Origin of the sequence: Actinopolymorpha sp. B9G3 (assembly GCF_040120725.1) — a bacterium.
GTDB lineage: Bacteria > Actinomycetota > Actinomycetes > Propionibacteriales > Actinopolymorphaceae > Thermasporomyces.
Genome location: NZ_JBEEAB010000002.1, coordinates 69,594 through 93,455 on the forward strand (window position 1 = coordinate 69,594; position 23,862 = coordinate 93,455).

A 23,862-nucleotide genomic window follows, 5' to 3' on the forward strand; every position below is an offset into this window, starting at 1 on the left:
CGCCGACCGCGAGACAGGAGCACCGTCGCCGACCGCGAGACAGTAAGCGCCGGCGCGCGGGACCGCGGAACCGGGTGGCAAGCCGCGGTGTAGTCCGTACGTCCCGTGGGTTCGCACGTCGAGGGGGTCTCATGAAGCGACGCTTCTGGCTGGTCACCGTGGTGGCGGCACCGGTCCTGCTCGTGGCCGGCATGCTCGGTCTTGCTTCGCCTTCCTACGCCAAGGGGATGACCAACCTGACCATCTCCGGTCCTGGCCTCCACGAGCCCATCACGGTGGGCCCCGACACATCCGAACCGCCTTTCATCCATGATCTCTTCGCCGAAAGCGGGGCCGCGTTGGTCACGGGCGAAGGGCTCGTCAGGCGCGATCGCGAGGCTCCCGCAGGGGAGCTTGGTCCGCGGTACACCATGATCTACTCCGCACCGGGGACGCAGCTGGTCCAGGACGCCTACCCGTTCGCCGCGGCGGGGCCGATGACCTACACGCCGCCCGGCCAGGTCGTGTGGGGGACCGCTGCTGTGGCGTCGGGTTGGTGCATGGTGCCCGAGCTCCTTCGTACGAACCTCGTGGCGCTCGGGGTGCCGCGCCCGACAGCATCGGCCGAACCGGCTGCTGCCACATCGGTGCCGCGATCTGTCGCGAAGGTTTCGCAGCGAGCCGACGCGGGCTCTGGGTCGGCAGGCACGGATGGCAGCGCATCGACGTTGCCGTGGTGGTTTGCCGCGATCGGGCTCGCGGCAGCTGCCGGCTTCGGCACCGGCACGCTGGTGGCCCGCCGGTCCGCGACCCGACGGCCGCGCTGAAGGCGGGCCCGCGGCGTTCCCGGCACGGTCGCGGATCGGGCATGATCGACTGCGGACCTGGCCGGGGTTGGCCAGAAGGGCCAGCGCCTGCGCCGCCCGAAAGTGTCGGAAGTCCTCCCTACACTGAGTAGCGATGAGCGAGAATTTATCGGCGGCTGCCTCCAAGGCGGCCGCCCCTTCTGAGTCCACCCGTACCGAACCCGTGGTCCCCGAACCCGTCCGACCTCTGAGGGTGGGCGTCGTCGGTCTCGGGTTCGCCGGACAGGCCGCCCTCAAGGGCTACAAGGAACTGCCCGACGTCGACGTCATCGGCCTCGCCGGGCTGGAGGCCGACCGGCTGGCAGAGCTCGGCAAAGAACACGCCATTCCTTACCTCTACGAGCGCTGGCAGGATCTGCTCGAACGGGACGACCTCGACGCCGTGAGCGTCGCCACACCCACCCAGCTGCACGCCCCGATCGCGATCGCGGCGCTGGAAGGCGGCCGGCACGTCCTGAGCGAGAAGCCGCTGGCGCGTTCCGGCGACGAGGCGCAGCGGATCACCGAGGCGGCGATCAAGGCCGGCCGCGTGCTGAAGGTGGTGTTCAACCACCGCAAGCGCGGCGACGTCACCGTGCTCAAGCGGCACATCGACGACGGCCAGCTCGGTCGGGTCTACTACGCCAAGACCCACTGGATGCGACGGAACGGCATCCCGGGCCTCGGCAGCTGGTTCACCAACCGTGAGATGGCCGGCGGTGGGCCGCTCATCGACCTCGGCGTCCACATGCTCGACATGGCGATGTACCTGCTGGGTGAGCCGAAGGTCCTGAGCGTCAGCGCGTCCACGTTCGCCGAGCTCGGGCCCCGCGGCCTGGGCGGCTCGGCCTGGTCGACGAAGGTCGGCGTCGGGTCGGCGTACGAGGTCGAGGACCTCGCCACGGCCTACCTCCGCCTCGACGGCGGGGGAGTGCTGGCACTCGAGACCAGTTGGGCGACGTTCCGGCAGTCGGGCGACCACTTCGGCGTGACGCTCTACGGCACCGACGGTGGCGCCGAGATCGCCGTCCCCAACTACGCCGTCGAGGACACGCTCCGCATCTACACCGACGTGGGCGGGGCCGCGGCCGAGATCCGGCCGGAAGTGCGACGCGGTGAGGGCCACCGGGCCGTCGTCCGCGAGTTCGTCGAGACCATCCACGGCGGTGACTGGTCCGCGCACGTGGGCCGCGACGGCCTGGCGCGGGCGCGCATCATCGACGCCTGCTACCAGTCGGCGCTGGAGGGCCGAGAGGTGCCGGTCCTCGACCTGCTCTGACAGGTCATGATGGACCCTGGCCGCGAAACGTCAGGGTCAGTCCACAGTCCAACGGTCCCGCGATCCACCTGTAGAGCGGACCAACCCACCTGCCTTGAAGCGCGAGGGAGCAACACATGAGCGCGTCCCCCATCCGGGTCACAGTCTGGGGCGAGAACGTCCACGAGCAACGGGACGCATCCGTCAAGGAGATCTACCCCGACGGCATGCACGCGGCGATCGCCGCCGGCATCAGGGCCAACCTCGGTGACGGTGCGGTCGTACGCACGGCGACCCTGCAGGAGCCGCAGCACGGACTCACCGACGAGGTCCTCGCCGAGACCGATGTCCTCACCTGGTGGGGACACGCAGCCCATGGCGAGGTCTCCGACGAGGTGGTCGACCGGGTGCAGCAGCAGGTGCTCTCCGGCATGGGACTGCTCGTCCTGCACTCGGCCCACTTCTCGAAGATCTTCCGCAAGCTCATGGGTACCAGCTGCGTACTCGACTGGCGCAGCGAGAACGACCGTGAGCTGGTCTGGACGGTGGCCCCGCACCACCCGATCGCGGCGGGTATCCCCAGCCCGATCATCATCCCGGCGCAGGAGATGTACGGCGAACACTTCGACATCCCGCAGCCGGACGAGTTGATCTTCATCAGTTCGTTCAGCGGCGGTGAGGTCTTCCGCAGCGGCTGTGCCTATCGCCGGGGACACGGGCGGGTCTTCTACTTCAGTCCTGGCGACCAGGAGTACCCCGTCTACCACCACCCGGACGTCCTCAAGGTGATCGCCAACGCTGTGGCGTGGGCCGCGCCGACGGAGCCGGAGCGCCGGACGCCGAGCGTGTCGCGGCGCCCGACCGGGTGGTACGAGTCCGGGGAGACGCTCTCCACGGCTGACCCGCGCCTGGCACAGTCCTGACGTTCCGTGCTGGTCGGTGAATGACCACGCTGAGCAGGCGTTCGGCACCCGGAACGGGTGTCGACGCCTCTTTGGCGAACACGGGCATGCTCAGCGTGGTCATTCAACCGCTGCGCGCGTGCTCAGCGTGGTCATTTGCCGCCAGCGGCGCGGGGACGCAGCGGGCTGGGACGCAGCGGGCTGGGCTGGTGTCAGGCGTCTTCGAGCCGTGGGTGGATCACTTCACGGATGAGCAGCAGGATCGCGGCCGCGGTGGGTACGGCCAGTAGTGCCCCGACGATTCCCAGCAGCGAGCCGCCCACCATCGCGGCGATGACGATCACGGTGCCGGGTACGTTGACCGACTTCTGCATCACCCGCGGGTAGATCACGTAGTTCTCGATCTGTTGGTAGATGACGAAGTAGATCAGGCAGGCGACACCGATCCGCCAGTCGATCAGCAGCCCGACCGACGTTGCCACCACGGCGGAGATGGCGCCACCGATGAGCGGGATCAGGCCGAGGACGGCGACCACGATCGCGAGCGCGAGTGCGTACTCCCGTAGCTCGGAAAACATGAAGAAGATGAACGCCGACACCGCGGCGATGGCAGCGACTCCGATCTGGCCACCGACGTAGCTGCCCACCCGGTCGAGCATCTCGTCGCCCAGCTGGGTGACTCTGGTGCGGCGTGACCGCGGGAAGAACTTGTACAACGTGCTCTTGGTCGCGGGCAGTGACCCGAGGAAGTACAGCGTGAGCACCAGCACGGTGAAGCCGGAGAAGAGCGTGCTGAACACGATCTTCCCAGCGCCGAGCACCCCGCCGAAGAGGCGTTCCGCGAGACCTCCGCTGGTGATGTAGTCCTCGACCCGCTTGGTGATCTCGTACTCCTCGTCGAGCCGCCGGAGATTGTCGTCGGATTGCAGCTGTTTGAGCCAGTCCGGCACCTGGTTGACGAGGGCGGTGACCTGTTCGGTGACGACCGGGATGATCGCCAACCCGATGAGCCCGAAGATCATCGCGACGCCGACGAAGACTGCCGCGACGGCGAGACCGCGTCGTACCCTCCGGCGGACGAACCACTCGACCACCGGGTTGAGTCCGACGGCGAGATACATCGACACCACGAGCAGGAGAATGACGCTGCGCGCGGAGGCGAGCATGCCGGCGAGCTGCCAGGCGAGCAGGGCACCGAGGGCGCCGAAGAAACCGATGTAGAACGGCGAATGGCGGCTGAGCCGAGCCCCGGGCAGTCCGAGGGAAGACGTGGGTCCCGCGGTGCTGGAGGCCGATGCACCGCCCAGCGCGGGCGCCGTCCCGGCCCGACCCTCGTCCGCTGCACCGGTCGGCGGGCGGCCCGAAGGTCCGGTCGCTGGGCCCTGGGTGGTGGGTCCCGGCACCGAATCCAAATCCGCCGGATCTGCGGCCGCCGACTCGGGGGTCGGGTGCACGGAACCACCATTGCTGGTCTCTGTCGGGGCCGATCCTGGCGCCGCGTCCTGCGGAGGTGGCGCCATCACGTGCCCGTCACCCATACCGCCTGCCCAGCCACTGCGAGCCACCTCTCACACCGACGTCCGTGACGGGTCTCACCGTACGGCGACTACCGCCGATGGCGGCAGCCGGGTGCGACCGACGGTCCTGGTGTGGCCTTCAGCGGGCCCGCTGGTTGCTGGCGCCGGACTGGGGCCGGTCTGGCCCGCTGTCACCGGAGGGCTTTCTGGTCGACGGCTGCGAGGGTCCGGACTTCTTCGCGTCGGGGGGAGTGCCACCACCCGGGCGGGACGGGTGGTCGGCGGATGCCGCTGACCGTGCCGCGCCGGCTCCCGCGCCCGCCGCGCCGCTCGGGGCCTGCGGGCTCGACGGCGGTCCGTTGGTCGGGGCACCGATGGGGCCGGTCGGCGCGCCAGGACGGGCGGGTCCCATTCCCATGGCGCGCTGCTGGTCGGGTACGCCGGTGATGACGCTCACGTGGTCACGCAACCGGGTCAGGCTTTCGATCAGGTCGTCGCGCTGGCGGCGCAGGCTGGCGATCTGTCGTTCGGTCGCCGCGGCGTCCTCACGGGACCTCGCGTCGGCCTCGCGGGTAATCCGTTCGGCTTCGGCGCGGGCTTCCTTGCGGATCTGCTCGGCGTCACGGCGCGAGCGCGAGAGGACCTGGGTCACCCGGTCGTTCGCCTTGCGCAGGCGCTCCTCGGTGCTCTGGTCGCTCTCCTGGGCGCGCTTCTCGGCATCGCGAAGGATCTGCTCGGCGTGGGACGTGAGGCGTTCGGCCTCGGCGGTCGCGTTGGTGTGCAGGGTGGCGGCCTCGCGCTGGGCCTTCTCCAGGATTCCCGCGACGGTGCTGCGCCGCTCGGCCACCTCGCGCTCGGCGGCCGCGAGCATCGCCGAGACTTCGTGCTCGGTGCTCTGGCGCTTGGTCTTGAGCTTCTGCTCCAGCTCCCGCAGCTGCCGGGTGGCGGTCTCGCTCGCCTGCGACAGGATGTCCTCGCGACGCTTCTGCGCCGCCTTGATGATCCGGTCGGCTTCTTCCTCGACGGCGTTGCGGATCTTCTCCGACTCGTCGGTGGCACGGCGCCGGGTCTCCGCCGCCGTGCGCTCGGCGTCGTCGCCAAGTCGGCGGACATCGCTCTGGGCGGAGGCGCGAACCTCCGCCGCCTTCTCCTCGGCGCGGGTCTCGACGTCGATGGCCTGCTCTTCGGACAGCCGCAAAATTTCCTGGGCGCGCCGGCCCAGCTTGGCCCAGGTGGGCTCGCCAGCCGCCTCGAGGGCACGCTGGGTGGCTACCAGGTCGCGGTGCAGCTCACCGATGTTGCGGTCACGCTCGTCAAGCCTCGACTCGAGCATGCCCACACAAGTGTCTACCTCTTGCCGGTCATACCCGAGGAGGACGGTCGTGAAGGTGCCGACGGCACTACCCGTGTCCAGCAGGTCAAGGCCCTCGTCGGGTTCAGACATCTGCTCTCCTCACCGCCTCGGCCAATCTCCCCATGGTGCCCGTCTTCACGCTATGTCGCCAGCTCGGGGCGGTGGGGTGCCGACATCGGTCCGCCAGGTCACCAACTGAGAAAGTTGGCCAATCCCGACGTGCCCCGGCCAGGCCCCATGCGCTCCACGTCCAACCTTGGCATGTCGCGCTCGCTCGCGGGGAGCCACCGCGGCGGATTCTCATTTTTCTCCTCGAACCGGCAGTGCGTGCTGGGTGTGTCACCTGGACGGACCCGACGACGCGTCGGGGTGTTCGACGAGTTCGACCAGGACCCCTCCGGCGGTCTTCGGGTGGACGAAATTCACCCGCGATCCCCAGGTGCCGGCGTGCGACCGCTCGTAGAGGGTGTCGACGCCACGCTCCCGCAGGGTCGTGGTGGCGGCCTCCACGTCGTCGACCGTGTAGGCGATCTGGTGGAGCCCTTCGCCGCGGGACGCCAGAAATCTGGCTACCGGCGACTCCTCGTCCAGCGGAGCGATCAGCTGCAGGAGCGGGCCCGACTCGCCGACCTCGAGCATCGCCTCGCGGACGTGCTCGTCGGCGTTCGTCTCGATGTGGACGACGCGCATACCGAACTTCTCCGCGTACCACTCGATCGCGGCGTCCAGGTCGTGGACCGCGATGCCGATGTGGTCGATGGAACGGAACACCGCAGGTGTCGGCTCGGGGTCTCCGGTCGGGGCGGCTGCCGGGTCTGGGTTCTTCTCAGGCATGGACCCATCCTCTCCGTCACTGCCGACTCCATACCCCTCGGCTCGCGCCCACCTGCCGACGGCGGCGCTCACGCGTAGGGTTGAGAGGGTGAGAACGGTCATCGTCGGGGGCGCGCGCACCCCCATCGGCCGGCTGGCCGGTGCGCTCAAGGACTTCTCCGCCGTCGATCTCGGCGGCATCGCGATCAAGGCCGCCCTGGACCGCAGTGGGGTCACACCCGGTCAGGTGCAGTACGTCATCATGGGCCACGTCCTGCAGGCCGGGACGGGGCAGATCACCGCACGTCAGGCCGCCGTCAAGGCCGGCATCCCGATGACAGTCCCCGCGCTGACGGTCAACAAGGTGTGCCTGTCGGGTCTGGACGCGATCGCTCTTGCCGACCAGCTCATCCGCGCCGGTGAGTTCGAGGTGGTGGTGGCCGGCGGAATGGAGTCGATGACCAACGCACCTCACCTGCTCCCCGACTCGCGCCGCGGTGTCCGCTACGGCGACGCGACGCTCGTCGACTCGATGGTCCTCGACGGGTTGTGGGACGCATTCACCGACGCGGCCATGGGCGAGCTGACCGAGACGCACAACGCCAAGCGCGGGCTCGGCCGGGAGGAGCAGGACGTCTACGCCGCCCGGTCCCACCAGCGGGCGGCGGCGGCCCGCAAGGACGGCGTGTACGACGACGAGATCGCGCCAGTCGAGGTTCCCCAGCGCAGGGGCGAACCCCTGGTCGTCGCCGAGGACGAGGGAATTCGGCCCGACACCACCGCCGACCGGCTCGCCGGCCTCACACCGGCCTTCGGTCCCGACGGCACGATCACGGCCGGTTCGTCGTCCCAGATCTCCGACGGCGGATGCGCCGTGGTGGTCGCGAGCAAGGAGGCCGCGGAGCGGCTCGGCCTCGCGTGGATCGCCGAGATCGGCGCGCAAGGCGTCGTGGCGGGGCCCGACTCGTCTCTGCAGTTGCAGCCCGCCAACGCGATCCGTGCCGCCTGTGAGAAGGAGGGCATCGACCCTACGGCGCTGGACCTCGTGGAGATCAACGAGGCGTTCGCGTCCGTCGCGGTCGCGTCCCTCCGCGAGCTGGGTCTCGACGAGGAGAAGGTCAACGTCCACGGCGGAGCGATCGCGGTCGGCCATCCGCTCGGCATGTCGGGGGCTCGCATCGTCCTCCACCTCGCCCTCGAGCTCCGTCGCCGGGGCGGAGGCGTCGGCTGCGCGGCGCTGTGCGGTGGCGGGGGGCAGGGTGACGCCCTCGTCGTACGGGTGCCGGCGGTTGGCGAGTGACGGTCCGGCGGGCAACGGCGGAACGATGAGGGTTAGACAGCAGATGACGGTGGGGCGACGTTGACCGCGGTCCTACGCCGGAACCAGCCGGTCTCCGAGCTGGTCGAACACGCCCGCGCCGGCGATCCACGAGCGATCGGCCGGCTGATCTCCCTGGTCGAGGACGCGGCGCCGGAACTCCGCGAGGTGGCGGCCGCGCTCGCACCGTACTCCGGCTCGGCCGAGGTCATCGGCATCACCGGCGCACCAGGTGTGGGAAAGTCCACCTGCACGTCGGCCCTGGTGACGGCGTACCGGCAGCAGGGTCGGCGGGTGGGGGTCCTTGCCGTCGACCCCTCGTCGCCGTTCTCCGGCGGCGCGCTGCTCGGCGACCGCGTACGCATGCAGGATCACGCCACCGACCGCGAGGTCTTCATCCGGTCGATGGCGGCCCGCGGCCATCTCGGCGGGCTGTCCTGGGCGACGCCGCAGGCGCTGCGGGTCCTCGACGCCGCCGGGTGTTCGGTCGTCCTCGTGGAAACCGTCGGTGTCGGGCAGTCGGAGGTGGAGGTCGCCGGCCTCGCCGACACGACCCTCGTCCTGCTCGCCCCCGGCATGGGCGATGCGGTCCAGGTCGCCAAGGCCGGCCTGCTCGAGGTGGGTGACGTCTACGTCGTCAACAAGGCGGACCGGGACGGCGCGGACCGGCTCGGTCGCGATCTTCGTCACATGCTGAGCCTCGGCGAGCGGCCGGAGGGCGCGTGGCGGCCTCCCATCGTGCGTACTGTCGCACCCTCCGGCGACGGCATCGACGCCCTGGTGGAGGCGGTCGCGCAGCATCGGGACCATCTGCGCGCCAGCGGGGAGCTCAGCTCGCGGCGGACCCGCCGCGCCCGGGAGGAGATCGAGGCACTGGCCCTGGTCGACCTGCGCAAACGCCTGGACCTGCTGCCGCACGACCGGCGCGTCGACGCACTCGCGACGCGGGTGCTTGCCGGCGAGCTCGACCCCTATTCCGCTGCCGACGAACTGGTGGCCGAGGTCGTCGGCGAGGGCACCGGATCCGCGCGGCTTCGAGGGTCCGCGGCGACCTGAAACCTCTTTCGCGGGTTCGCCGCGCCTGGCGGCCTCAGGCGGCCACCATGTCCTAGGCTTTAACGGCCAGGCGATGACATGTACGCCGATTGCAGTTTGCGGCGGGTAACTTCGTACTTAGAGTTTGTAGTGGGCTACAGCACGCATAAAGGCCGAGTAGGACTCATCGGGAGGAGTGGCAAGCGTGACAGCTGGTACGAAAAAGGTGGTGAGCTGGCTTGCTATCGCCTTGGTCGCGTTCTATCTGGTCACCAACCCACAGGGTGCCGCGGTAGCGGTCCGGGGCGCGGGAGGCATGATCGGTGACGCGTTCGAAGCCATCATCGCGTTCCTGACCTCCGTCTTCGCGTGACCGGACCCGTTCGCTGGCTTCGGCGCGCGATCGCTGATCCCAAGATCGTGCGTCATCTCCTCGCCGACGAGGGGGAGGTCGTCGTCGACGAGGTACGCCACCACTGGGTGGTCTATCTCATGCCTGTCCTGGAGTGCCTCGTCGCACTCGCGCTGTTCGTCGCGATGCTCTACCTGCCGGTCGAGGCGGCGTGGGTGCCGTTCGCGGGCGCGCTCATCATCTTGGGCCATGCGGGGTGGCGTGCGCTCTGCGAACACATGGACCGGTTCGTCATCACCAACATGCGGGTCTTCCGCGTCAGCGGCGTTCTCACCAAGAAGATCGCGACGACGCCCATCATGCGAATCCTCGACATCACCGTCGACAAGCCGTTCATCGGCCGGATCCTGGGCTACGGCCACTTCATCTTCGAGTCCGCCGCGCAGGAGCAGGGTTTGCGCGACATCAAGTTCGTCGGCAAGCCCGACCAGCGCGACCTCACCATCCAGCGGCTGCTCCAGCGGGCCGGCCTGCGCGCCACGGCCAAGGAACAGGACGAGGATGACCAGGCCGCCGCGGAGGCCGCCGGCGGCGGCGGTGCGTCCAAGGTCGTCCGCACTGTCCGGGCCAACCATCCACGCCGCCCCGGACCGCCGACCGCCCGCCGCCTTCCTCGCTGAGCCGACGGCTGCTGCCTTTTCAGGCACGCTGGGTAAAGTGCATCTCGGACCGTGCACCGTCCGGATGAGAAAACCGGGATGGATGTCCTGGTTCCGGTGAGGATACGGTGAACTGTTCGGTAACGCTCCGCGACAAGACGCGGTAGCAGGAACTCCGCCGAGGCGCCCCCCGTCTATCGTCGAGTACGCCATGAATGACGGCCGCCCGCGGAGGTGGCCCCATCGTCGAGCGAGAGGAGTCGGCACGTCATGCACGGTCGAGTCTCGGGTGAACACCGGGACGAGTCGCGCGCCGGGCGCCTGGCGTTGCCTGCTCTGGCGGTGGGGCTCTATGCCGCCGCTCTGGTGATCTTCGCCGATCTCGGTCGAAACGGTCCGATGATCCGGCTGGACGCCTGGGCGGCGAGCATCTGGCCCTACGAGGGGCCGTACTCCTACTACGTCGCGGACATGATCGACCGGATCGGGCAGCGGCAGGTCTGCGTACCCCTCCTGATCATCGTCGCCTGGGTGGTGTGTCGGCGGATCGGCAGCATGCGCGCGCTCGTGATCAGCACGGTCCTGACCATCACGCTCAACTTCGCTGTCGGCGTCCTGAAGCTCGCGAGTGGGCGGGAGAGCCCGCGCACCGGTGGGCCGGAGATGTTCGTCGGCGACAACGTGCTCTTCCCGTCCGGTCACGCCGCCAACGTGATCTTCCACTACGGCCTGGTCGCGGCGTTGCTTCTCCGCTACACCTACGTGCGGGAGTGGCAGCGCAAGGTCCTGCACATCGGCGTGGTGTTCCTGTTCGTCCTCATGACGTTCGTCTCGGTGTATCGGCACACGCACTGGTTGAGTGATCTGATCGCCGGCGGGTTGATCGGCACATCCCTGCTGTGTGTCTCCCTCGCCGCCGACCGGGAATGGGTACCGCTGGTCAACTGGCTCCGGCGGCTGGCCGGGCCGACCTGGGTGGTCGCCGAATGGGTGATCGAACGCCTCCGCCCCGTCGTCGTGGGTAAGACGAAGCCGGCGATGGCGAAGCTTCCGCAGCCGGTGACGAGAGAGCTGGCGCACAGTGCCCGGGCATCCTCGTCCCGTGGTGGGCGCGGATTGGTGCCCACCACGCGGCATCCGGCGGCGCCCGGTTCCACGTCGGTCGGCGGCGTCGTGTCCCGCCGGAAGGGCGGACGTGAGGATGCCGGCCCGGACGGTCGCGAGCCCGAGGCTGTCGTCAGGCCGCGGTCCTCGTCCTGGTCCTGACGACCCGTGTCGAGGTGGCCGGGCCCGGTATGGAGCCGGTCCTGCCCACCGCCTGGGTCGTGAACCTGGGCCGCCCAGGCCCCTGTTACGTTCCTCGTCATGGCTAAGAGGAGGCCCCTGCCGTTCGACCCGGTTCAGGAGGCGGCCCGGCAGTGGGAGAGCCACTTCGGCGCCGACGCGGCCGTCGAGCCGATGCGGGCGGTCACGTCCTTGATGCGGGTGCAGCAGATCGTCCTCCGCCGGCTCGACGACGTGTTGCGGCGATACGACCTGACCTTCGCGAGGTACGAAGCGTTGGTGCTGTTGACCTTCACGCGGACCGGCGCGCTGCCGCTCGGCAAGATGGGCGAGCGGCTCCAGGTGCATCCGACGTCGGTGACCTCGATCGTGCGGCGGCTCGAACGCGACGGCCTGGTCCGGCGTACACCCCATCCGGAGGATGGTCGTGGCGTCCTGGCGGAGGTGACCGATGAGGGTCGCGCGGTCGTGGGGGCCACCACCAAGGAGCTGGTGGGGATGCGCTTCGGGCTGGACCCGCTCGATGACGAGAGTCTTGCCGGGGTGCACGACATACTGACCCGGGTCCGTCGCGACGCGGGCGACTTTCTCCCCTGACTTCCGGAAATGCCGGGCTGATCCTCGTCCCGGAATCCGTCGATCCCTGAGGTTCCGACCGGTGTTCACGGCGCGGTAGTTGGACGTCCTACTATCCTGGCGGTGGGCGCCTCACAAGGGCACCTCACAGCCGGGAGGAACCATGAGCGTCGAGGACATCGAAGCCGGTCGGGGCCGCTGGCAGGAGCGGTACGAAGCGGCAGCGCGCAAGATCCGGTCCGGAGGGCCGGGCGGCGGCGGGCAGGACTTCCGGCGTACGACGATCTCCGGCGACGAAGTAGCGCCGGTCTACGGTCCGCCGGAAGGTGCCGACCTCCCGCGTTTCGACCGGATCGGCTGGCCGGGGGAATTTCCGTACACCCGCGGGCTCTATCCCACCGGCTACCGCGGACGGAGCTGGACGATCCGGCAGTTCGCCGGGTTCGGCAACGCCCAACAGACCAACGAGCGCTACAAGATGATCCTCGCGAACGGCGGCGGTGGGCTGTCGGTGGCGTTCGACATGCCGACCCTGATGGGACGCGACTCCGACGAGCCACAGTCACTCGGCGAGGTGGGGCACTGCGGGGTGGCGATCGACTCCGCTGCCGACATGGACGTGCTCTTCGCCGGCATCCCACTCGGAGAGGTCACGACGTCGATGACCATCTCCGGTCCGGCCGTGCCGATCTTCTGCATGTACCTCGTCGCGGCCGAGCGCCAGGGCGTCGACATCGCCAGCCTCAACGGCACGCTGCAGACCGACATCTTCAAGGAGTACATCGCGCAGAAGGAGTGGCTGTTCCCGCCGCAGCCGCACCTGCGGCTCATCGGCGACCTGATGGAGTTCTGCGTCAAGGAGATTCCCGCGTACAAGCCGCTGTCGGTGTCGGGCTACCACATCCGCGAGGCGGGCTCGACGGCCGCGCAGGAGTTGGCGTTCACGCTGGCGGACGGGTTCGGCTACGTCGAGCTGGGACTCTCGCGCGGGTTGGACGTGGACCTGTTCGCGCCGCGGCTGTCGTTCTTCTTCGACGCGCACATCGACTTCTTCGAGGAGATCGCGAAGTTCCGGGCGGCGCGGCGGATCTGGGCGCGCTGGCTGCGCGACGTCTACGGCGCGAAGACCGAAAGGGCGCAGTGGCTGCGCTTCCACACCCAGACCGCTGGCGTGTCCCTGACGGCGCAGCAGCCGTACAACAATGTCGTGCGTACGGCGGTGGAGGCACTGGCCGCTGTTCTCGGTGGCACGAACTCCCTGCACACCAACGCGCTCGACGAGACGCTCGCCCTGCCGTCGGAGCAGTCCGCAGAGATCGCCCTGCGTACCCAGCAGGTTCTGCGGGAGGAGACCGAGGTCGCGAACGTCGCGGACCCCCTGGGCGGGTCGTGGTACGTCGAGGCGTTGACGGACCGGCTCGAGGCCGAGGCGGAGGAGGCCTTCGCCCGGATCAAGGACATGGGCGGTGACGGGACCATCACCTCCGGATTGCTGCGCGGCATCGAGGACGGATGGTTCATGGCGGAGATCGCCGAGGCCGCGTTCGACTACCAGCAGGCGTTGGAAAAGGGCGAGAAGAAGATCGTCGGCGTCAACGCCCACACCTCCACCGTGACCGGCGAGGTCGAGATCCTGCGGGTGAGCCACGAGGTCGAGGCCGAACAGGTCCGCGTGCTGGCCGAACGCCGCAAGGCGCGGTCGCACACCGAGGTCGACGCCGCACTGAGACGGTTGCGGGAGGTGGCGCGAACCGAGCAGAACGCCGTCCCGGTGATCCTGGAGGCGGCGCGCGCCGAGGCGACCCTCGGGGAGATCTGCGGTGCGCTCAAGGAGGAGTGGGGCGACTACCGCGAGCCCGCGATGTTCTGAGGGCCGCTCGAGTTCTGGCCCGGACTGGCATCCAGGTCCGGACTGGGATCAGCTCCGGACCTGGATCAGGGCGTAGCTGCCGCTGGTCCGCCAGTCATCGCTCGTGGCGTCGAGGGTCTCCACCGCCGACGCGGGCAGGCCGGCGACGACATCAGACTTGAGGATCCGCAGGGCGGCTACCGCGCTGGGGAAGTACGCAGTGAGCTCCTCGAAGGGCGTGGTCGGTGCCCAGACGCGATCGTCGACGAGTCGCCGGTAGTTCAGGTCTCCCTTGACGATCGTGAGGCTGGCGTCTGCGAAGTCCGCCCGCAGGTCGACGGGCATCGCGTGGAACGTCAACGGAGCACACCAGAACGGGTGCGTGGCGAGCGTGAGCCGTCCGGTCCTGATCGCCTCGGCGAGGCGCTGCCCGCGTACCGACGCCTGCCCGCGCGCCGCGGAGAGCCGGCGGAGGCAGGCGAGCGTGTCGGCGGTGGTGGCGTCAGAGACGTAGTAGGGGTACGGCTTGACGTGCAGGACGACCACGTCCGCCCGACCGGAGTGCAGTAGGTGGTCGACGAGGACGAGGTCGGGCAGCAGTTCCTGTGCCGCGTTGTCCGCGATGACACAGACTTTGCCCGGACGCGCCGGGTCGAGCAGGGTCCAGAGGCGAGCGCTGTCGTCGACGATCGTCCCCGGCGTTGCCCCGTCGGTTGCTGCGTCCGTTGTTCCGTCCGTTGCTCCGTCCGCGATCATGCGGAAGCCGAGGTCCGCGCGGTTGCCCCACAGCGCCGCCTGGAGCACGGCCCGGTCGACTTCGTCGTCGGGGAGGTCGGTGAGCTCGTCCAGCCCCGCCAACTCGGCCTCGACTCCGGCGCCTCGCAGTTCGGCGTCCTTGATCGGCGCGAACGGGTCGACGCCCTGCCAAGGACCGGGGTCGAAGTAGCCAACCGCTGCGAGGACCTTGCGGTAGAAGTAGCTCTCGGCCCACAGCCACGGCACGTCGTACCACCGTTTGCCGAGGTACGGCCGGGCCGACTCCCGCCAGCGTTCGTGGTCGCCCGCGGTGTCGTCGAGAGGCTCGATCACACCGCCGGTGGCCTGCTCGAGAAGCAGCCGCAGCCGATGCTGGTGCCGGGGTGGGTACGGATGGCTGTCGAGAACCCGGCGGATCAGTTCCGGGTGACGGTCGTGGAGAACGCTCCACGGGAACGAGCCGGGCTCGTTGCTGTGGATCGTCGGCGGTCGGTCGGATGTCTCTTGCACGAGTGGCGTCCGCACCTACTTCGATGATGGCGACTGGTGCCACCGAGGTTATTCGGCTCCTCCCACTCGACACGACCAACCGGGTCGAGTGGGAGGCGTCGGCACCCCTCCTGACCGTTACCGTTGAAGCGTCGCAGCCGTCGTGGTCAGGGAGGCCCGCGTGGAACACGGTGGTGGGTCCAGCCCGCGGACCGGGTCCGGCGGGGATCACGAGGCGATCTGGTTGGGCGTCGACCTGGGTACTCAGGGCGTCCGCGTCATCGCTGCCACCGGGGACGGGCAGGTGGTAGCGCGCGCGGGTGTCGCGCTGACGAGTGTGCGGGACGGTCACCGGCACGAACAGGACCCGGAGGACTGGTGGTCGGCGTTCATCCGTGCCGCCGGGTCCGCCACGCGCGACCTTGACAGCGCGCGGATCCGTGGCTTGTCGGTGTGCAGCACGTCGGGGACCGTCCTCTTCGTGGAGTCCGCGGGTGACGAGCCGTCGCGGCCGGTGTCGCCGGCACTGATGTACGACGACGGTCGGGCAGTGGAGTACGCCGACCGGATCGGTCAGGCGCCGGCGCCGGGATGGCTCACCGCGGGCGCCCGGCCGCAGGTGACCTGGGGACTCGCCAAGGCGCTGTGGTTGCTCGACCACGCCGACGTGCCGCGCCGGGCGCGACTCGCCCACCAGGCAGACGTCGTGACCTCCCGGCTGGTCGGCGTACCGGTCGCGACCGACTGGAGTCACGCGCTGAAGACCGGTGTCGACCTGGAGACCGGCGAGTGGCCGGTGGACGTTCTCGAGCGCTGCGGGCTCGACGCCGCTCGGCTGCCCGCTGTGGTCCCGCCGGGGGCGATTCTCGGAGCGGTCGGCGCGGGGGCCGCCGCGCTCACCGGGATCCCTGCCGGCACGCAGGTCTTCGCGGGGCTCACCGACGGATGTGCCGCGCAGGTCGCTTCAGGTGCGCTGGCAGTCGGCTCCTGGAACTTCGTCCTCGGCACGACGCTGGTCCTCAAGGGCGCCACGAAGGAGCCGCTGCGGGATCCGAGCGGTGCGGTCTACTCCCATCGCAGCCCGGACGGGACATGGTGGCCGGGCGGCGCATCGAGCGCGGGCGCGGGTGCGCTCGCGGCGGAGTTCGGCAGCGCCGACCTGGCGTCGCTCGATGAGGCCGCCGCCGCGCGGGAGCCGGCTGGGTGCCTGCGATATCCCCTCGTGGGAACGGGGGAGCGGTTCCCGTTCCGGCGCGCGGACGCGGTGGGGTTCACGGTGGGGTCGCCCCGCGATGATGCCGATCGTTACGCCGCGCTGTTGCAGGGAGTGGCTTTTGTCGAACGGTTGAGCCTGGACCACGTGCGCGGGTTGGGCGCGTCGGTCGGTACGTCGGTCCGACTCACCGGCGGGGGAACCCGCAGTGCGTACTGGTGCCAGCTCCAGGCCGACATCCTCGGTGGCGAGGTGGTGGTGCCGGAAGTGGCGGACGGAGCGTTCGGGATGGCGGTGCTGGCGGCGCGGTCGGCGTACGGCTCGCTGGAGGACGCGGCGGCCAAGATGGTGCGGATACGGGGGCGATTCGTACCCCGGGCCGAGGCGTCGGAGCGGCTGAGTGAGGCCTACGTCCGATGGCGGGCCGAACTCCGCTCCCGCGGCTGGCTGTCCTGATCGGGACGTCCGCCCAGACCCTGCGTCCCGTGATCATGATCGTGATCATGAAAGTTTTGTCGAGTATGCGCCACTTTTCCTTCATCATCACGGCGGACACTTGCGGTCAAGAAGTTCCGCGGGCGAGGTCAAAGCACGGCCGAGCCGTCATGATCACGGCGGACACTTGCGGTCAAGAAGTTCCGCGGGCGAGGTCAAAGCACGGGCGAGCCGTCATGAACACCAGTCGGGGCGCATGGCGGGCGTAGGGGTTGCGGCGACGGTCTATGGTCGATGCGTGACGAGGCGCACCAGCACCCAGGTGACCGTGTTCCTGATCCGCCACGGCGAGACGCCCTACCACGCAGAGAACCGCTATGCCGGCAGGACCGACCTGCCGTTGACCGATCGCGGCCAGGCGCAGGCGCTCGAGCTCGGCGAGTGGGCGGCGGCTGCCCGGCTGTCCGGCATCGTGGCCTCGCCGCTTCGGCGGGCGCGCCAGACCGCGGAGCCGGTGGCCAGCAAGACCGGGCTCGACCTGGTGCTCGACGAACGCCTGGTCGAGCTTGACTTCGGCGCCGCCGACGGCCTGACCGCCGCCGAGATGCGGGAGCAGTTCCCGGCGGAGCGGGCGGCGTTCGAGGCCGATCCGTACTCCCATCCGTTCCCGGGCGGCGAGGCGCCGTGTGACGCGCTGACCCGCGGGCGGGCGGCCTTGGCCGACCTCGCCTCCGGCGAACGCGGCGAGCGGGTACTCGTCGTGGCGCACGGCACCTTCCTGCGGATCGTCCTTTGCGACCTGCTCGGCCTCCCGCCTGGCCGTTACCGCTCGGCGTTCCCGGTGATCCGCAACGCCACGGGTGCGGTGTTGCGGCGTACGGCAGATTCCTGGGGTCTGGTCGCGTGGAACCCGCCGCTCGTGCTGGGGGCGCACAGCTGGTGACCGGACTCGTCGGATGACGTCGGATGACAGGGGGTCAGCGACCCGGTGACCGCGCGAGGGGGATGTGGTGATCATGAAGCCTGACGGGTCCGTGAAGGATGACGGGGCTGTGGAGCCCGGAAGTCTTCATGATCACGATCATGATCACCGGATTCTGGCGGTGGGGGATGAGTTCGTACGTACGGACCTGTTGGTGCGGGCTCTGCGGGACCGGATCGGTGCGGGACCAAGGATCCAGGAACTCGCGCTGGATTGGCCGACGACACCGTGGGGCGATGTCGCGGAGGTGACCGAGGCGGCGGGCGATGAGGACACGATGATCGACGCCCTCGCCGGAGTCCACGCCGTCGTCACCCACCTGGCACCGTTCACCGAGCGCGTCTTCGCGGGCGCCCACGACCTGCGGCTGGTCGTCGTGTCCCGCGGCGGGCCTGTCAACGTCAATCTGACCGCGGCCACCGAGGCCGGCGTGACCGTCTGCTACGCACCCGGACGCAACGCCCAGGCCGCGGCGGAGTTCGCTGTTGGCCTGCTCCTCGCGACGTGCCGCAACATCGCGGCCGGCCACGCCGAGCTCCGCAGCGGTAGCTGGCCCGACCACTACTTCCGTTACGACTCCGCCGGCTTCGAACTGCACGGCTCCACCGTCGGTCTGGTCGGCTACGGCGCCATCGGCCGGATCGTCGCCCGGATCCTCACCGCGTTCGGCGCCCATGTCCTGGCGTACGACCCGGTCGCGCCGGCGCACGCGTTCGGTCCCGAAGTGGAGCGGGTCGACGTCCTCGCCGATCTCCTGGCGCGGTCGCGCGCGGTGAGCCTGCACGCGCGGCTCACCCCCGAGACGACACATCTGATCGGTGCCGCCGAGCTGGCGGCCATGCCCGAGGACGCGGTGCTCGTCAACACCGCACGGGGTGGGCTCCTCGACTACGACGCACTCTGCGACGCGCTGGACTCCGGCCACCTCGCCGCATCCGGTCTCGACGTCTACCCGGCCGAACCCCTCCCGCCGGACTCGCGTCTCTTCACCACCCGCGGCATCGTGATGGCACCGCACATCGCCGGCTGCAGTCGCGAGGTGGCCGAACGCGCGGCCCGGATCTGTGCCGACGAGGTGGGTAGGTGGCTCGCCGGCGAGCCACCGCTGCACTGCGCCAACCCGGACGTGCTGGGGGCCGCCACGTGAGCTATATCGGCGTCGACATCGGTACGTCGGTCATCAAGGCCGCGAGTTTCGACACCGATGGTCGCCAGCTCGCGGTCGCGTCCCAGCCCGCACAGGTCGTGAGCCCGCGGCCGGGGTGGTTCGAGCAGGACATGGACGACGTCTTCGCGGCGGTCGCGGGCGTGATCGGGCAGCTGGTGGGCGGCGGCGCGGCGCCCCCGGAGCTGATCGCCCTCACCGGGCAGGGCGACGGCGTGTGGCTGGTCGACGCCGACGGTCACGCCGCCCGTCCGGCCGTGTCGTGGATGGACGCCCGCGCCGCCGTGATCGTCGACCGGTGGCAGGCCGACGGCACGGTCGAGGCGGCGTTCCGGCGTACGGGTGGGGCGATGTTCCCCGGGTCACCAGGGCCGGTGCTCGCCTGGCTCGATGCGTACGAGCCTGACGTTCTCGACCGAGCCCGCACGGCGGGTTACTGCAAGGACATGGTGATGCAGCGGCTCACCGGCCTGCGGGCGACCGACGCCTCCGACGCGTCGCAGCCGTTCCTCGATCCGGCCACGAGGACGTACGCACGAGACGTTCTCGACCACTGCGGCCTCGCCCACCGGGCAGACCTGCTGGCGCCCGTGGTCGAACCCGTGCCGGCGGCCGGTCTTACCGGGAAGGCGGCGACGTTGCTCGGCCTGCCGGAGGGTACGCCGGTCACCGCCGGGCCGTTCGACCTGCCGGCCTGCGCGCTCGGCTCCGGCGTCACCGCACCCGGCCAGGGTCACCTCATCGTCGGCACCACCCTCGCCTGTCAAGTCATCGTTGACACCCTCGACCTCTCCGGCGAGGTCGCCGGGCTCACGCTCGCACTCACCACGCCCGGCCAGTGGTTGCGGGCGATGCCGGCGATGGTGGGTACGGCGGCGCTGGACTGGATCCTCGCCCGCGTCGGGGTTCCCCATGCGGAGGTCGACGACCTGCTCGCGGAAACGGAGCCGGGTGCGGGTGGGGTCGACTGCCTGCCGTACTTCTCGCCGGCGGGGGAGCGGGCGCCCTTCGTCGAGTCGGGTGCACGCGCCCGCCTCGACGGGCTCACCATGCACACGTCGACCGGCGAGCTGGTACGTGCGGTCTGCGAGGGCATCGCGTTCGCCGCCCGACACTGCTTCGAGGCGGCCAGCGCCGGTGGGACGACCCTGCAGGAGGTCACGTGCTGCGGCGGCGGGACCCGGAGCCGGCAGTGGCTGCAGTTGTTCGCCGACGTCCTCGGCCGGGAGGTCCGGGTCGCCGCCAAACCGGAGGTGGGAGCCTATGGGGCAGTACTCGCCGGGCTCGCCGCAATCGACACCGGGGTCGACACCGGGGTCGACACCGGCGGATGGACCGAGCCGGCCGCCGTCGTGCAACCCGCGCCCGCGTCGATGGGTGTCTACGCAGAGAAGTACGCGCGATACCTCGCCGCCGTCGGCCGGGCCCGCACGGAATGGAAGGAGCGTTCGTTGACTCATCCGTCCGACGCAGTTCGCGGCCACCCTGCTGGCGCCGACGACCAGCCCGGCGCATCTGGAGGTCCGGCATGAAACTGGAGCGGGAGCGCGCTGAGGTCGTGAGGTACGCACAGTCGCTGCGCCCCGACGGCCTCGTGGTCGGTACGTCGGGCAACCTCAGCATCCGGGTCGGCGATCTGGTCGTCGCGACGCCGAGCGGCCTCGACTACGACGCCCTCACCCCCGAACTCGTCTGCGTGTGTGACCTCGAGGGCCGGCTCGTCGAGGGGCCGCTGGAACCCACCTCGGAGATGCCGCTGCACCTGTCCGTCTACACCACGACCGCCCACCAGTCGGTGGTCCACACCCACGCGACCGCCGCGGCCGCGGTTTCGCTGCTCGTGGACGAGTTGCCGTCGATCCACTACCTCGTCGCGCTGTTCGGCGGAGCGGTCCGTGTCGCGCCCTACGCGACGTACGGCACTCCCGAACTCGCCTCCTCGGTGATCGAGGCCCTCGAAGGACGGACCGGCGCCCTGATGGCCAACCACGGGACGGTGACGGTCGGCGCGAGCCTCGCCCAGGCGTACACCCTGAACCACTACCTCGAATGGCTGTGCGAGGTCTGGCTGCGGGCCTCGACCGCGGGCGGCGCGATGGGCCTGCGGCCGCGCGAGCTGCCACCGGAGGAGATCGAGCGGGTGATCGCGAAGTTCGCGACGTACGGCCAGGCCGTCCCGGTGGACCAGGCTGAGCCGTCCGGCGAGACCAGCGGCGGGTGAGGATGGACCGGTCCCGCCTCTCCGCCGCTCGCCGGGAAGAGCAGCTGCGGACGCTTGGCGCCCGCAGCTTCGACCTCGCGGTCGTCGGTGGTGGCGTGACCGGTGCTGGCGTCGCGTTGGACGCCGTGGCCCGCGGGCTCACCGTGGTGCTGGTCGAGGCCGACGACCTGGCGAGCGGTACGTCATCGCGATCGGGCAAGGTCTTCCACGGCGGGCTGCGCTATCTCGAACAGCTCAACTTCGGGCTCGTCCGGGAGGCCCTGCTCGAACGCGACCTGATGGTCGAACGGCTGTGCCCACACCTGGTGGAGGCCGAGCCGTTCCTCTTCCCGTTCACCCGACACTGGCAGCGTCCGTACGTCGGGGCCGGTGTCGCGTTGTACGACCTGTTCCGGTTGAGCGGCTCGCGCAGCGTGCCGGGGCACCGGCACCTGCGGCGGCGGGCCGTCCTCGCCGAGATGCCCGCGTTGCGGCCGGACCGGATCACCGGCGGGGTGCAGTACCACGACGTGCGCGTCGACGACGCCAGGCACACGATGACCGTCGCCCGGACAGCCGCGAGTCTCGGCGCGACGATCATCACCCGGGCGCGCGTGGTGGCGACCATCCGCGAGGCCGGGCGGGTGCGGGGCGTACGCGTCCACGATCTCGAGTCCGGCCACCACGTCGATGTGTCGGCGCGAGTCGTCGTCAACGCCGCCGGTGTGTGGGCCGACGAGGTACAGGCGCTCGCCGGTCAGCAGAACCTCATGGTGACGGCGGCGAAGGGGGTCCACGTCGTCGTACCCGCCGACCGGATCGAGTCGCGTACCGGCCTCATCGCGAAGACTCGCGACAGCGTCTTCATCATCCGCCGGTGGTTCGACTACTGGCTGATGGGGACGACCGACACCGCGTGGGAGTACGACCGGGACCGTCCACTCGCGACCAGGGCCGACACCGACTATCTGCTCGACCATGCCAACCGCTGGCTGCGGCGCAAACTCACCTACGACGACGTGGTGGGCGTCTATGCCGGTCTGCGGCCCCTCCTCGCCCGTACCGGGGGAGGTGCGAGCGGCCTGCTCGGCACCGACTCGACCGCGGCGGTCCGGCGGGACCACACCGTGGTCGAAGGACCGCTGGGCATGGTCACGGTGGTCGGCGGCAAGTACACGACGTACCGGCTGATGGCCCGCGACGCGGTCAGCGCCGCCGCCCGCCCTCTTCGTCGTACCCTCCCGGCGTCCACCACCGACCGGCTGCCGCTGCTCGGTGCGGTGGGGTTCGAGGCCCTGCGGCACCAGCGGGAGGCGTTGGCCCGCGAGGCGGGTCTCGACGTGGAGTGGATCGACCACCTGCTCGGCCGCTACGGCACCCTCGTCACCGAGGTGCTCGACCTCATCGCCGACAACCCGGCCCTCGGCCGGCCCCTGCTCGGTGCGCCGCACTATCTCGCCGCGGAGGTCGTGTACGCGGTGCAGGCCGAAGGTGCGCTCCATCTCGTCGACGTGCTGGCTCGCCGCACGCGGGTGTTCATGGAAACCGCTGACCGGGGTACGCATGCGGCGCCGAACGCGGCCCGGTTGATGGGCGAGGTCCTGGGTTGGGACGACACGCGGCGGGGCGAGGAGATCGCGGCCTATCGCCGGATGGTCGACGCCGAGCGCCGGGCCGCGGAGATGCCGACCGACGAGAAGGCCGTCGAGACCTGGCGCTCTCTCGCGGATTCGCCGGACTCGACCTGATCCGTGATCATGATCGTGATCATGAAGAGTCTGCGGATCTCCCATGATCAAGAGGCGGAAACCGGGCGTTTGAGGCCGGCAAAAGCCCCGTAAGTGACTCTTGATCATGGACGCCGCCGGGTGCTGGACTGCTGGCGGAGCCACGACGCCGCTCCGCGCGTGGACCAGGACGGCCCGTCCCACGTGGACCAGTACGGAAGAGGCGTGTCAGTAGCCGTAGCGCCAGCGGGTGGGTGCCGTGAGCGTGGACACGACGAGCCGCCGCACCGGGTCGAGATCGTCGCGCCACCTCGTGTCCGCGCGTACGGCGACGGCGCCGGTGGTGAACCGCATCGGGTTGCCTGAGACCGCGTGGCTGCTGGACAGCCGTGCCACCTGGTCGGCACCCAACGGCACCGCACCGCGATGACCGGCGAAAGCGGCGACTGCCCGGAACTCCTCGACTGGCCTCGCGGCGAAATCTTCGTACCGCACGCGGCGGGTCGGCACGCCCCGACGGGCGAGTGCGGCGAAGACGGAGTTCTGCGCCATCCACTGTGCGGCGGCCACGCCCGGTGAGTACCGCGCCATCTCCTGCTCGGGGCTGGTTGCTGTCGCCTCCGGTCGCCGGACCTGCTTGTTCCAGGCGTACGCCACCGCCCGCGGATCACGCACCACGTGGACCACCTGGAACCGCGCGCCGTAGCGCTGCCACAGGCACGCGGCGAGGGAACCGTGCTTGCTGGCGTCCACGACGACGCCGCAGCCGCTGACCGAGGCGATCGCCGCGTAGAGCCGGTGGTACAGCTCGGTGTAGCGGTCGATCCTGGCGGCGAGTTCGCGCGGCGGGCGCGCACGCAGGAGGGACGGAACGAAGCGCATCCGGTCGACCGAGTCCTTGAGGGCGAGGATCTCGCCGGCGTCGACGCGATCCCATCCGCCGTAGGCATGGTCGCCGACGGCGCGCCAGAACCCGCAGTCGCCGAAGGGTGCGCCACATCCGCAGGCCTCGTTGTCGACCAGGCTTCGCCGCCACATGTGCACGACCTCGCCGACCGAACACACGCCGGGCAGCTCGCCGAGGAGCCGCTCGACCAGCGTTGATCCTGACCGGCCCATCCCGCCGACGAAGACCAGCCGGAAATCATCCACGA

21 protein-coding genes are annotated in these 23,862 nt (G+C 70.0%); 16 read left to right on the top strand and 5 right to left on the bottom strand.

Translation table 11 applies throughout. The features are described from left to right. Positions 1-131: 131 nt before the first annotated feature. From ABNF93_RS03475 to ABNF93_RS03485, 3 genes are all read left to right on the top strand, one after another. The gene (locus tag ABNF93_RS03475; protein ID WP_349326045.1) at positions 132-806 is read left to right on the top strand and encodes a hypothetical protein; all 675 of its coding nucleotides are present in this window, start codon (positions 132-134) and stop codon (positions 804-806) included. 133 nt (positions 807-939) lie between these two features. After that, complete coding sequence (locus tag ABNF93_RS03480) at positions 940-2,103, top strand: Gfo/Idh/MocA family protein (RefSeq protein ID WP_349326046.1); 1,164 nt, start codon at positions 940-942, stop codon at positions 2,101-2,103. 116 nt (positions 2,104-2,219) lie between these two features. Beyond that, positions 2,220-3,005 carry a ThuA domain-containing protein gene (locus ABNF93_RS03485; RefSeq protein ID WP_349326047.1) on the top strand — a complete coding sequence of 262 codons (786 nt, stop codon included), beginning with the start codon at positions 2,220-2,222 and terminating at the stop codon, positions 3,003-3,005. A gap of 191 nt (positions 3,006-3,196) precedes the next feature. Here the strand turns inward: ABNF93_RS03485 and ABNF93_RS03490 are convergent, their stop codons facing one another. From ABNF93_RS03490 to mce, 3 genes are all read right to left on the bottom strand, one after another. Next, positions 3,197-4,387 carry an AI-2E family transporter gene (locus ABNF93_RS03490; protein ID WP_349326048.1) on the bottom strand — a complete coding sequence of 397 codons (1,191 nt, stop codon included), beginning with the start codon at positions 4,385-4,387 and terminating at the stop codon, positions 3,197-3,199. Positions 4,388-4,640: 253 nt separating this feature from the next. Further along, a complete protein-coding gene (locus ABNF93_RS03495) occupies positions 4,641-5,945 on the bottom strand; it encodes a hypothetical protein (protein WP_349326049.1) in 1,305 nt (434 codons plus the stop codon). 249 nt (positions 5,946-6,194) lie between these two features. After that, positions 6,195-6,689, bottom strand: coding sequence for a methylmalonyl-CoA epimerase (gene mce, locus ABNF93_RS03500; RefSeq protein ID WP_349326050.1), 495 nt, complete (start codon positions 6,687-6,689; stop codon positions 6,195-6,197). A gap of 88 nt (positions 6,690-6,777) precedes the next feature. Between mce and ABNF93_RS03505 the strand changes: the two genes are divergently transcribed. The 7 genes from ABNF93_RS03505 (at position 6,778) to icmA (ending at position 13,762) form a co-directional block, all read left to right on the top strand. Further along, the gene (locus ABNF93_RS03505; RefSeq protein WP_349326051.1) at positions 6,778-7,968 is read left to right on the top strand and encodes an acetyl-CoA C-acetyltransferase; all 1,191 of its coding nucleotides are present in this window, start codon (positions 6,778-6,780) and stop codon (positions 7,966-7,968) included. A gap of 60 nt (positions 7,969-8,028) precedes the next feature. After that, positions 8,029-9,042, top strand: coding sequence for a methylmalonyl Co-A mutase-associated GTPase MeaB (gene meaB / locus ABNF93_RS03510; protein WP_349326052.1), 1,014 nt, complete (start codon positions 8,029-8,031; stop codon positions 9,040-9,042). 184 nt (positions 9,043-9,226) lie between these two features. After that, positions 9,227-9,394, top strand: coding sequence for a hypothetical protein (locus ABNF93_RS03515; protein ID WP_349326053.1), 168 nt, complete (start codon positions 9,227-9,229; stop codon positions 9,392-9,394). Next, on the top strand, positions 9,391-10,053 hold the full coding sequence (locus ABNF93_RS03520; RefSeq protein ID WP_349326054.1) for a PH domain-containing protein: 663 nt from the start codon (positions 9,391-9,393) through the stop codon (positions 10,051-10,053). Before ABNF93_RS03515 ends, ABNF93_RS03520 begins: the two co-directional genes overlap by 4 nt. Positions 10,054-10,302: 249 nt before the next feature. Next, positions 10,303-11,298, top strand: a complete 996-nt coding sequence (locus tag ABNF93_RS03525) for a phosphatase PAP2 family protein (RefSeq protein WP_349326055.1) — start codon at positions 10,303-10,305, stop codon at positions 11,296-11,298. Between the two features lie 99 nt (positions 11,299-11,397). Further along, positions 11,398-11,913 (top strand): MarR family winged helix-turn-helix transcriptional regulator, encoded by a 516-nt coding sequence (locus tag ABNF93_RS03530; protein WP_349326056.1) that lies wholly within the window; start codon positions 11,398-11,400, stop codon positions 11,911-11,913. Positions 11,914-12,055: 142 nt separating this feature from the next. Then, on the top strand, positions 12,056-13,762 hold the full coding sequence (gene icmA / locus ABNF93_RS03535; RefSeq protein WP_349326057.1) for a coenzyme B12-dependent isobutyryl-CoA mutase large subunit: 1,707 nt from the start codon (positions 12,056-12,058) through the stop codon (positions 13,760-13,762). A 48-nt stretch (positions 13,763-13,810) separates the two neighbouring features. On the opposite strand, the gene ABNF93_RS03540 is transcribed toward icmA, so the two are convergent. Continuing rightward, complete coding sequence (locus ABNF93_RS03540; protein WP_349326058.1) at positions 13,811-15,022, bottom strand: damage-control phosphatase ARMT1 family protein; 1,212 nt, start codon at positions 15,020-15,022, stop codon at positions 13,811-13,813. Positions 15,023-15,167: 145 nt separating this feature from the next. Between ABNF93_RS03540 and ABNF93_RS03545 the strand changes: the two genes are divergently transcribed. From ABNF93_RS03545 to ABNF93_RS03570, 6 genes are all read left to right on the top strand, one after another. Next, positions 15,168-16,655, top strand: a complete 1,488-nt coding sequence (locus ABNF93_RS03545) for an FGGY-family carbohydrate kinase (protein ID WP_349326059.1) — start codon at positions 15,168-15,170, stop codon at positions 16,653-16,655. 277 nt (positions 16,656-16,932) lie between these two features. After that, positions 16,933-17,577 (top strand): histidine phosphatase family protein, encoded by a 645-nt coding sequence (locus ABNF93_RS03550; RefSeq protein WP_349326060.1) that lies wholly within the window; start codon positions 16,933-16,935, stop codon positions 17,575-17,577. A 109-nt stretch (positions 17,578-17,686) separates the two neighbouring features. Continuing rightward, entirely contained in the window at positions 17,687-18,763 is a 1,077-nt protein-coding gene (locus ABNF93_RS03555; RefSeq protein ID WP_349326061.1) for a 2-hydroxyacid dehydrogenase, read from the top strand. Further along, complete coding sequence (locus tag ABNF93_RS03560; protein ID WP_349326062.1) at positions 18,760-20,313, top strand: FGGY family carbohydrate kinase; 1,554 nt, start codon at positions 18,760-18,762, stop codon at positions 20,311-20,313. Before ABNF93_RS03555 ends, ABNF93_RS03560 begins: the two co-directional genes overlap by 4 nt. Next, complete coding sequence (locus ABNF93_RS03565) at positions 20,310-21,002, top strand: class II aldolase/adducin family protein (RefSeq protein ID WP_349326063.1); 693 nt, start codon at positions 20,310-20,312, stop codon at positions 21,000-21,002. Before ABNF93_RS03560 ends, ABNF93_RS03565 begins: the two co-directional genes overlap by 4 nt. A gap of 2 nt (positions 21,003-21,004) precedes the next feature. Continuing rightward, positions 21,005-22,729 (top strand): glycerol-3-phosphate dehydrogenase/oxidase, encoded by a 1,725-nt coding sequence (locus tag ABNF93_RS03570; protein ID WP_349326064.1) that lies wholly within the window; start codon positions 21,005-21,007, stop codon positions 22,727-22,729. Positions 22,730-22,936: 207 nt separating this feature from the next. Here the strand turns inward: ABNF93_RS03570 and ABNF93_RS03575 are convergent, their stop codons facing one another. Beyond that, positions 22,937-23,860, bottom strand: coding sequence for a sulfotransferase family protein (locus ABNF93_RS03575; RefSeq protein WP_349326065.1), 924 nt, complete (start codon positions 23,858-23,860; stop codon positions 22,937-22,939). Positions 23,861-23,862: the final 2 nt, after the last annotated feature.

Excerpts from the sequence above, each read along its gene's own strand:
- ABNF93_RS03475 (WP_349326045.1), top strand. The coding sequence starts at position 132 with ATGAAGCGACGCTTCTGGCTGGTCACCGTGGTGGCGGCACCGGTCCTG.
- ABNF93_RS03480 (WP_349326046.1), top strand. The coding sequence starts at position 940 with ATGAGCGAGAATTTATCGGCGGCTGCCTCCAAGGCGGCCGCCCCTTCT.
- ABNF93_RS03485 (WP_349326047.1), top strand. The coding sequence starts at position 2,220 with ATGAGCGCGTCCCCCATCCGGGTCACAGTCTGGGGCGAGAACGTCCAC.
- ABNF93_RS03495 (WP_349326049.1), bottom strand. The coding sequence starts at position 5,945 with ATGTCTGAACCCGACGAGGGCCTTGACCTGCTGGACACGGGTAGTGCC.
- mce (WP_349326050.1), bottom strand. The coding sequence starts at position 6,689 with ATGCCTGAGAAGAACCCAGACCCGGCAGCCGCCCCGACCGGAGACCCC.
- ABNF93_RS03525 (WP_349326055.1), top strand. The coding sequence starts at position 10,303 with ATGCACGGTCGAGTCTCGGGTGAACACCGGGACGAGTCGCGCGCCGGG.
- ABNF93_RS03530 (WP_349326056.1), top strand. The coding sequence starts at position 11,398 with ATGGCTAAGAGGAGGCCCCTGCCGTTCGACCCGGTTCAGGAGGCGGCC.
- icmA (WP_349326057.1), top strand. The coding sequence starts at position 12,056 with ATGAGCGTCGAGGACATCGAAGCCGGTCGGGGCCGCTGGCAGGAGCGG.
- ABNF93_RS03565 (WP_349326063.1), top strand. The coding sequence starts at position 20,310 with ATGAAACTGGAGCGGGAGCGCGCTGAGGTCGTGAGGTACGCACAGTCG.
- ABNF93_RS03570 (WP_349326064.1), top strand. The coding sequence starts at position 21,005 with ATGGACCGGTCCCGCCTCTCCGCCGCTCGCCGGGAAGAGCAGCTGCGG.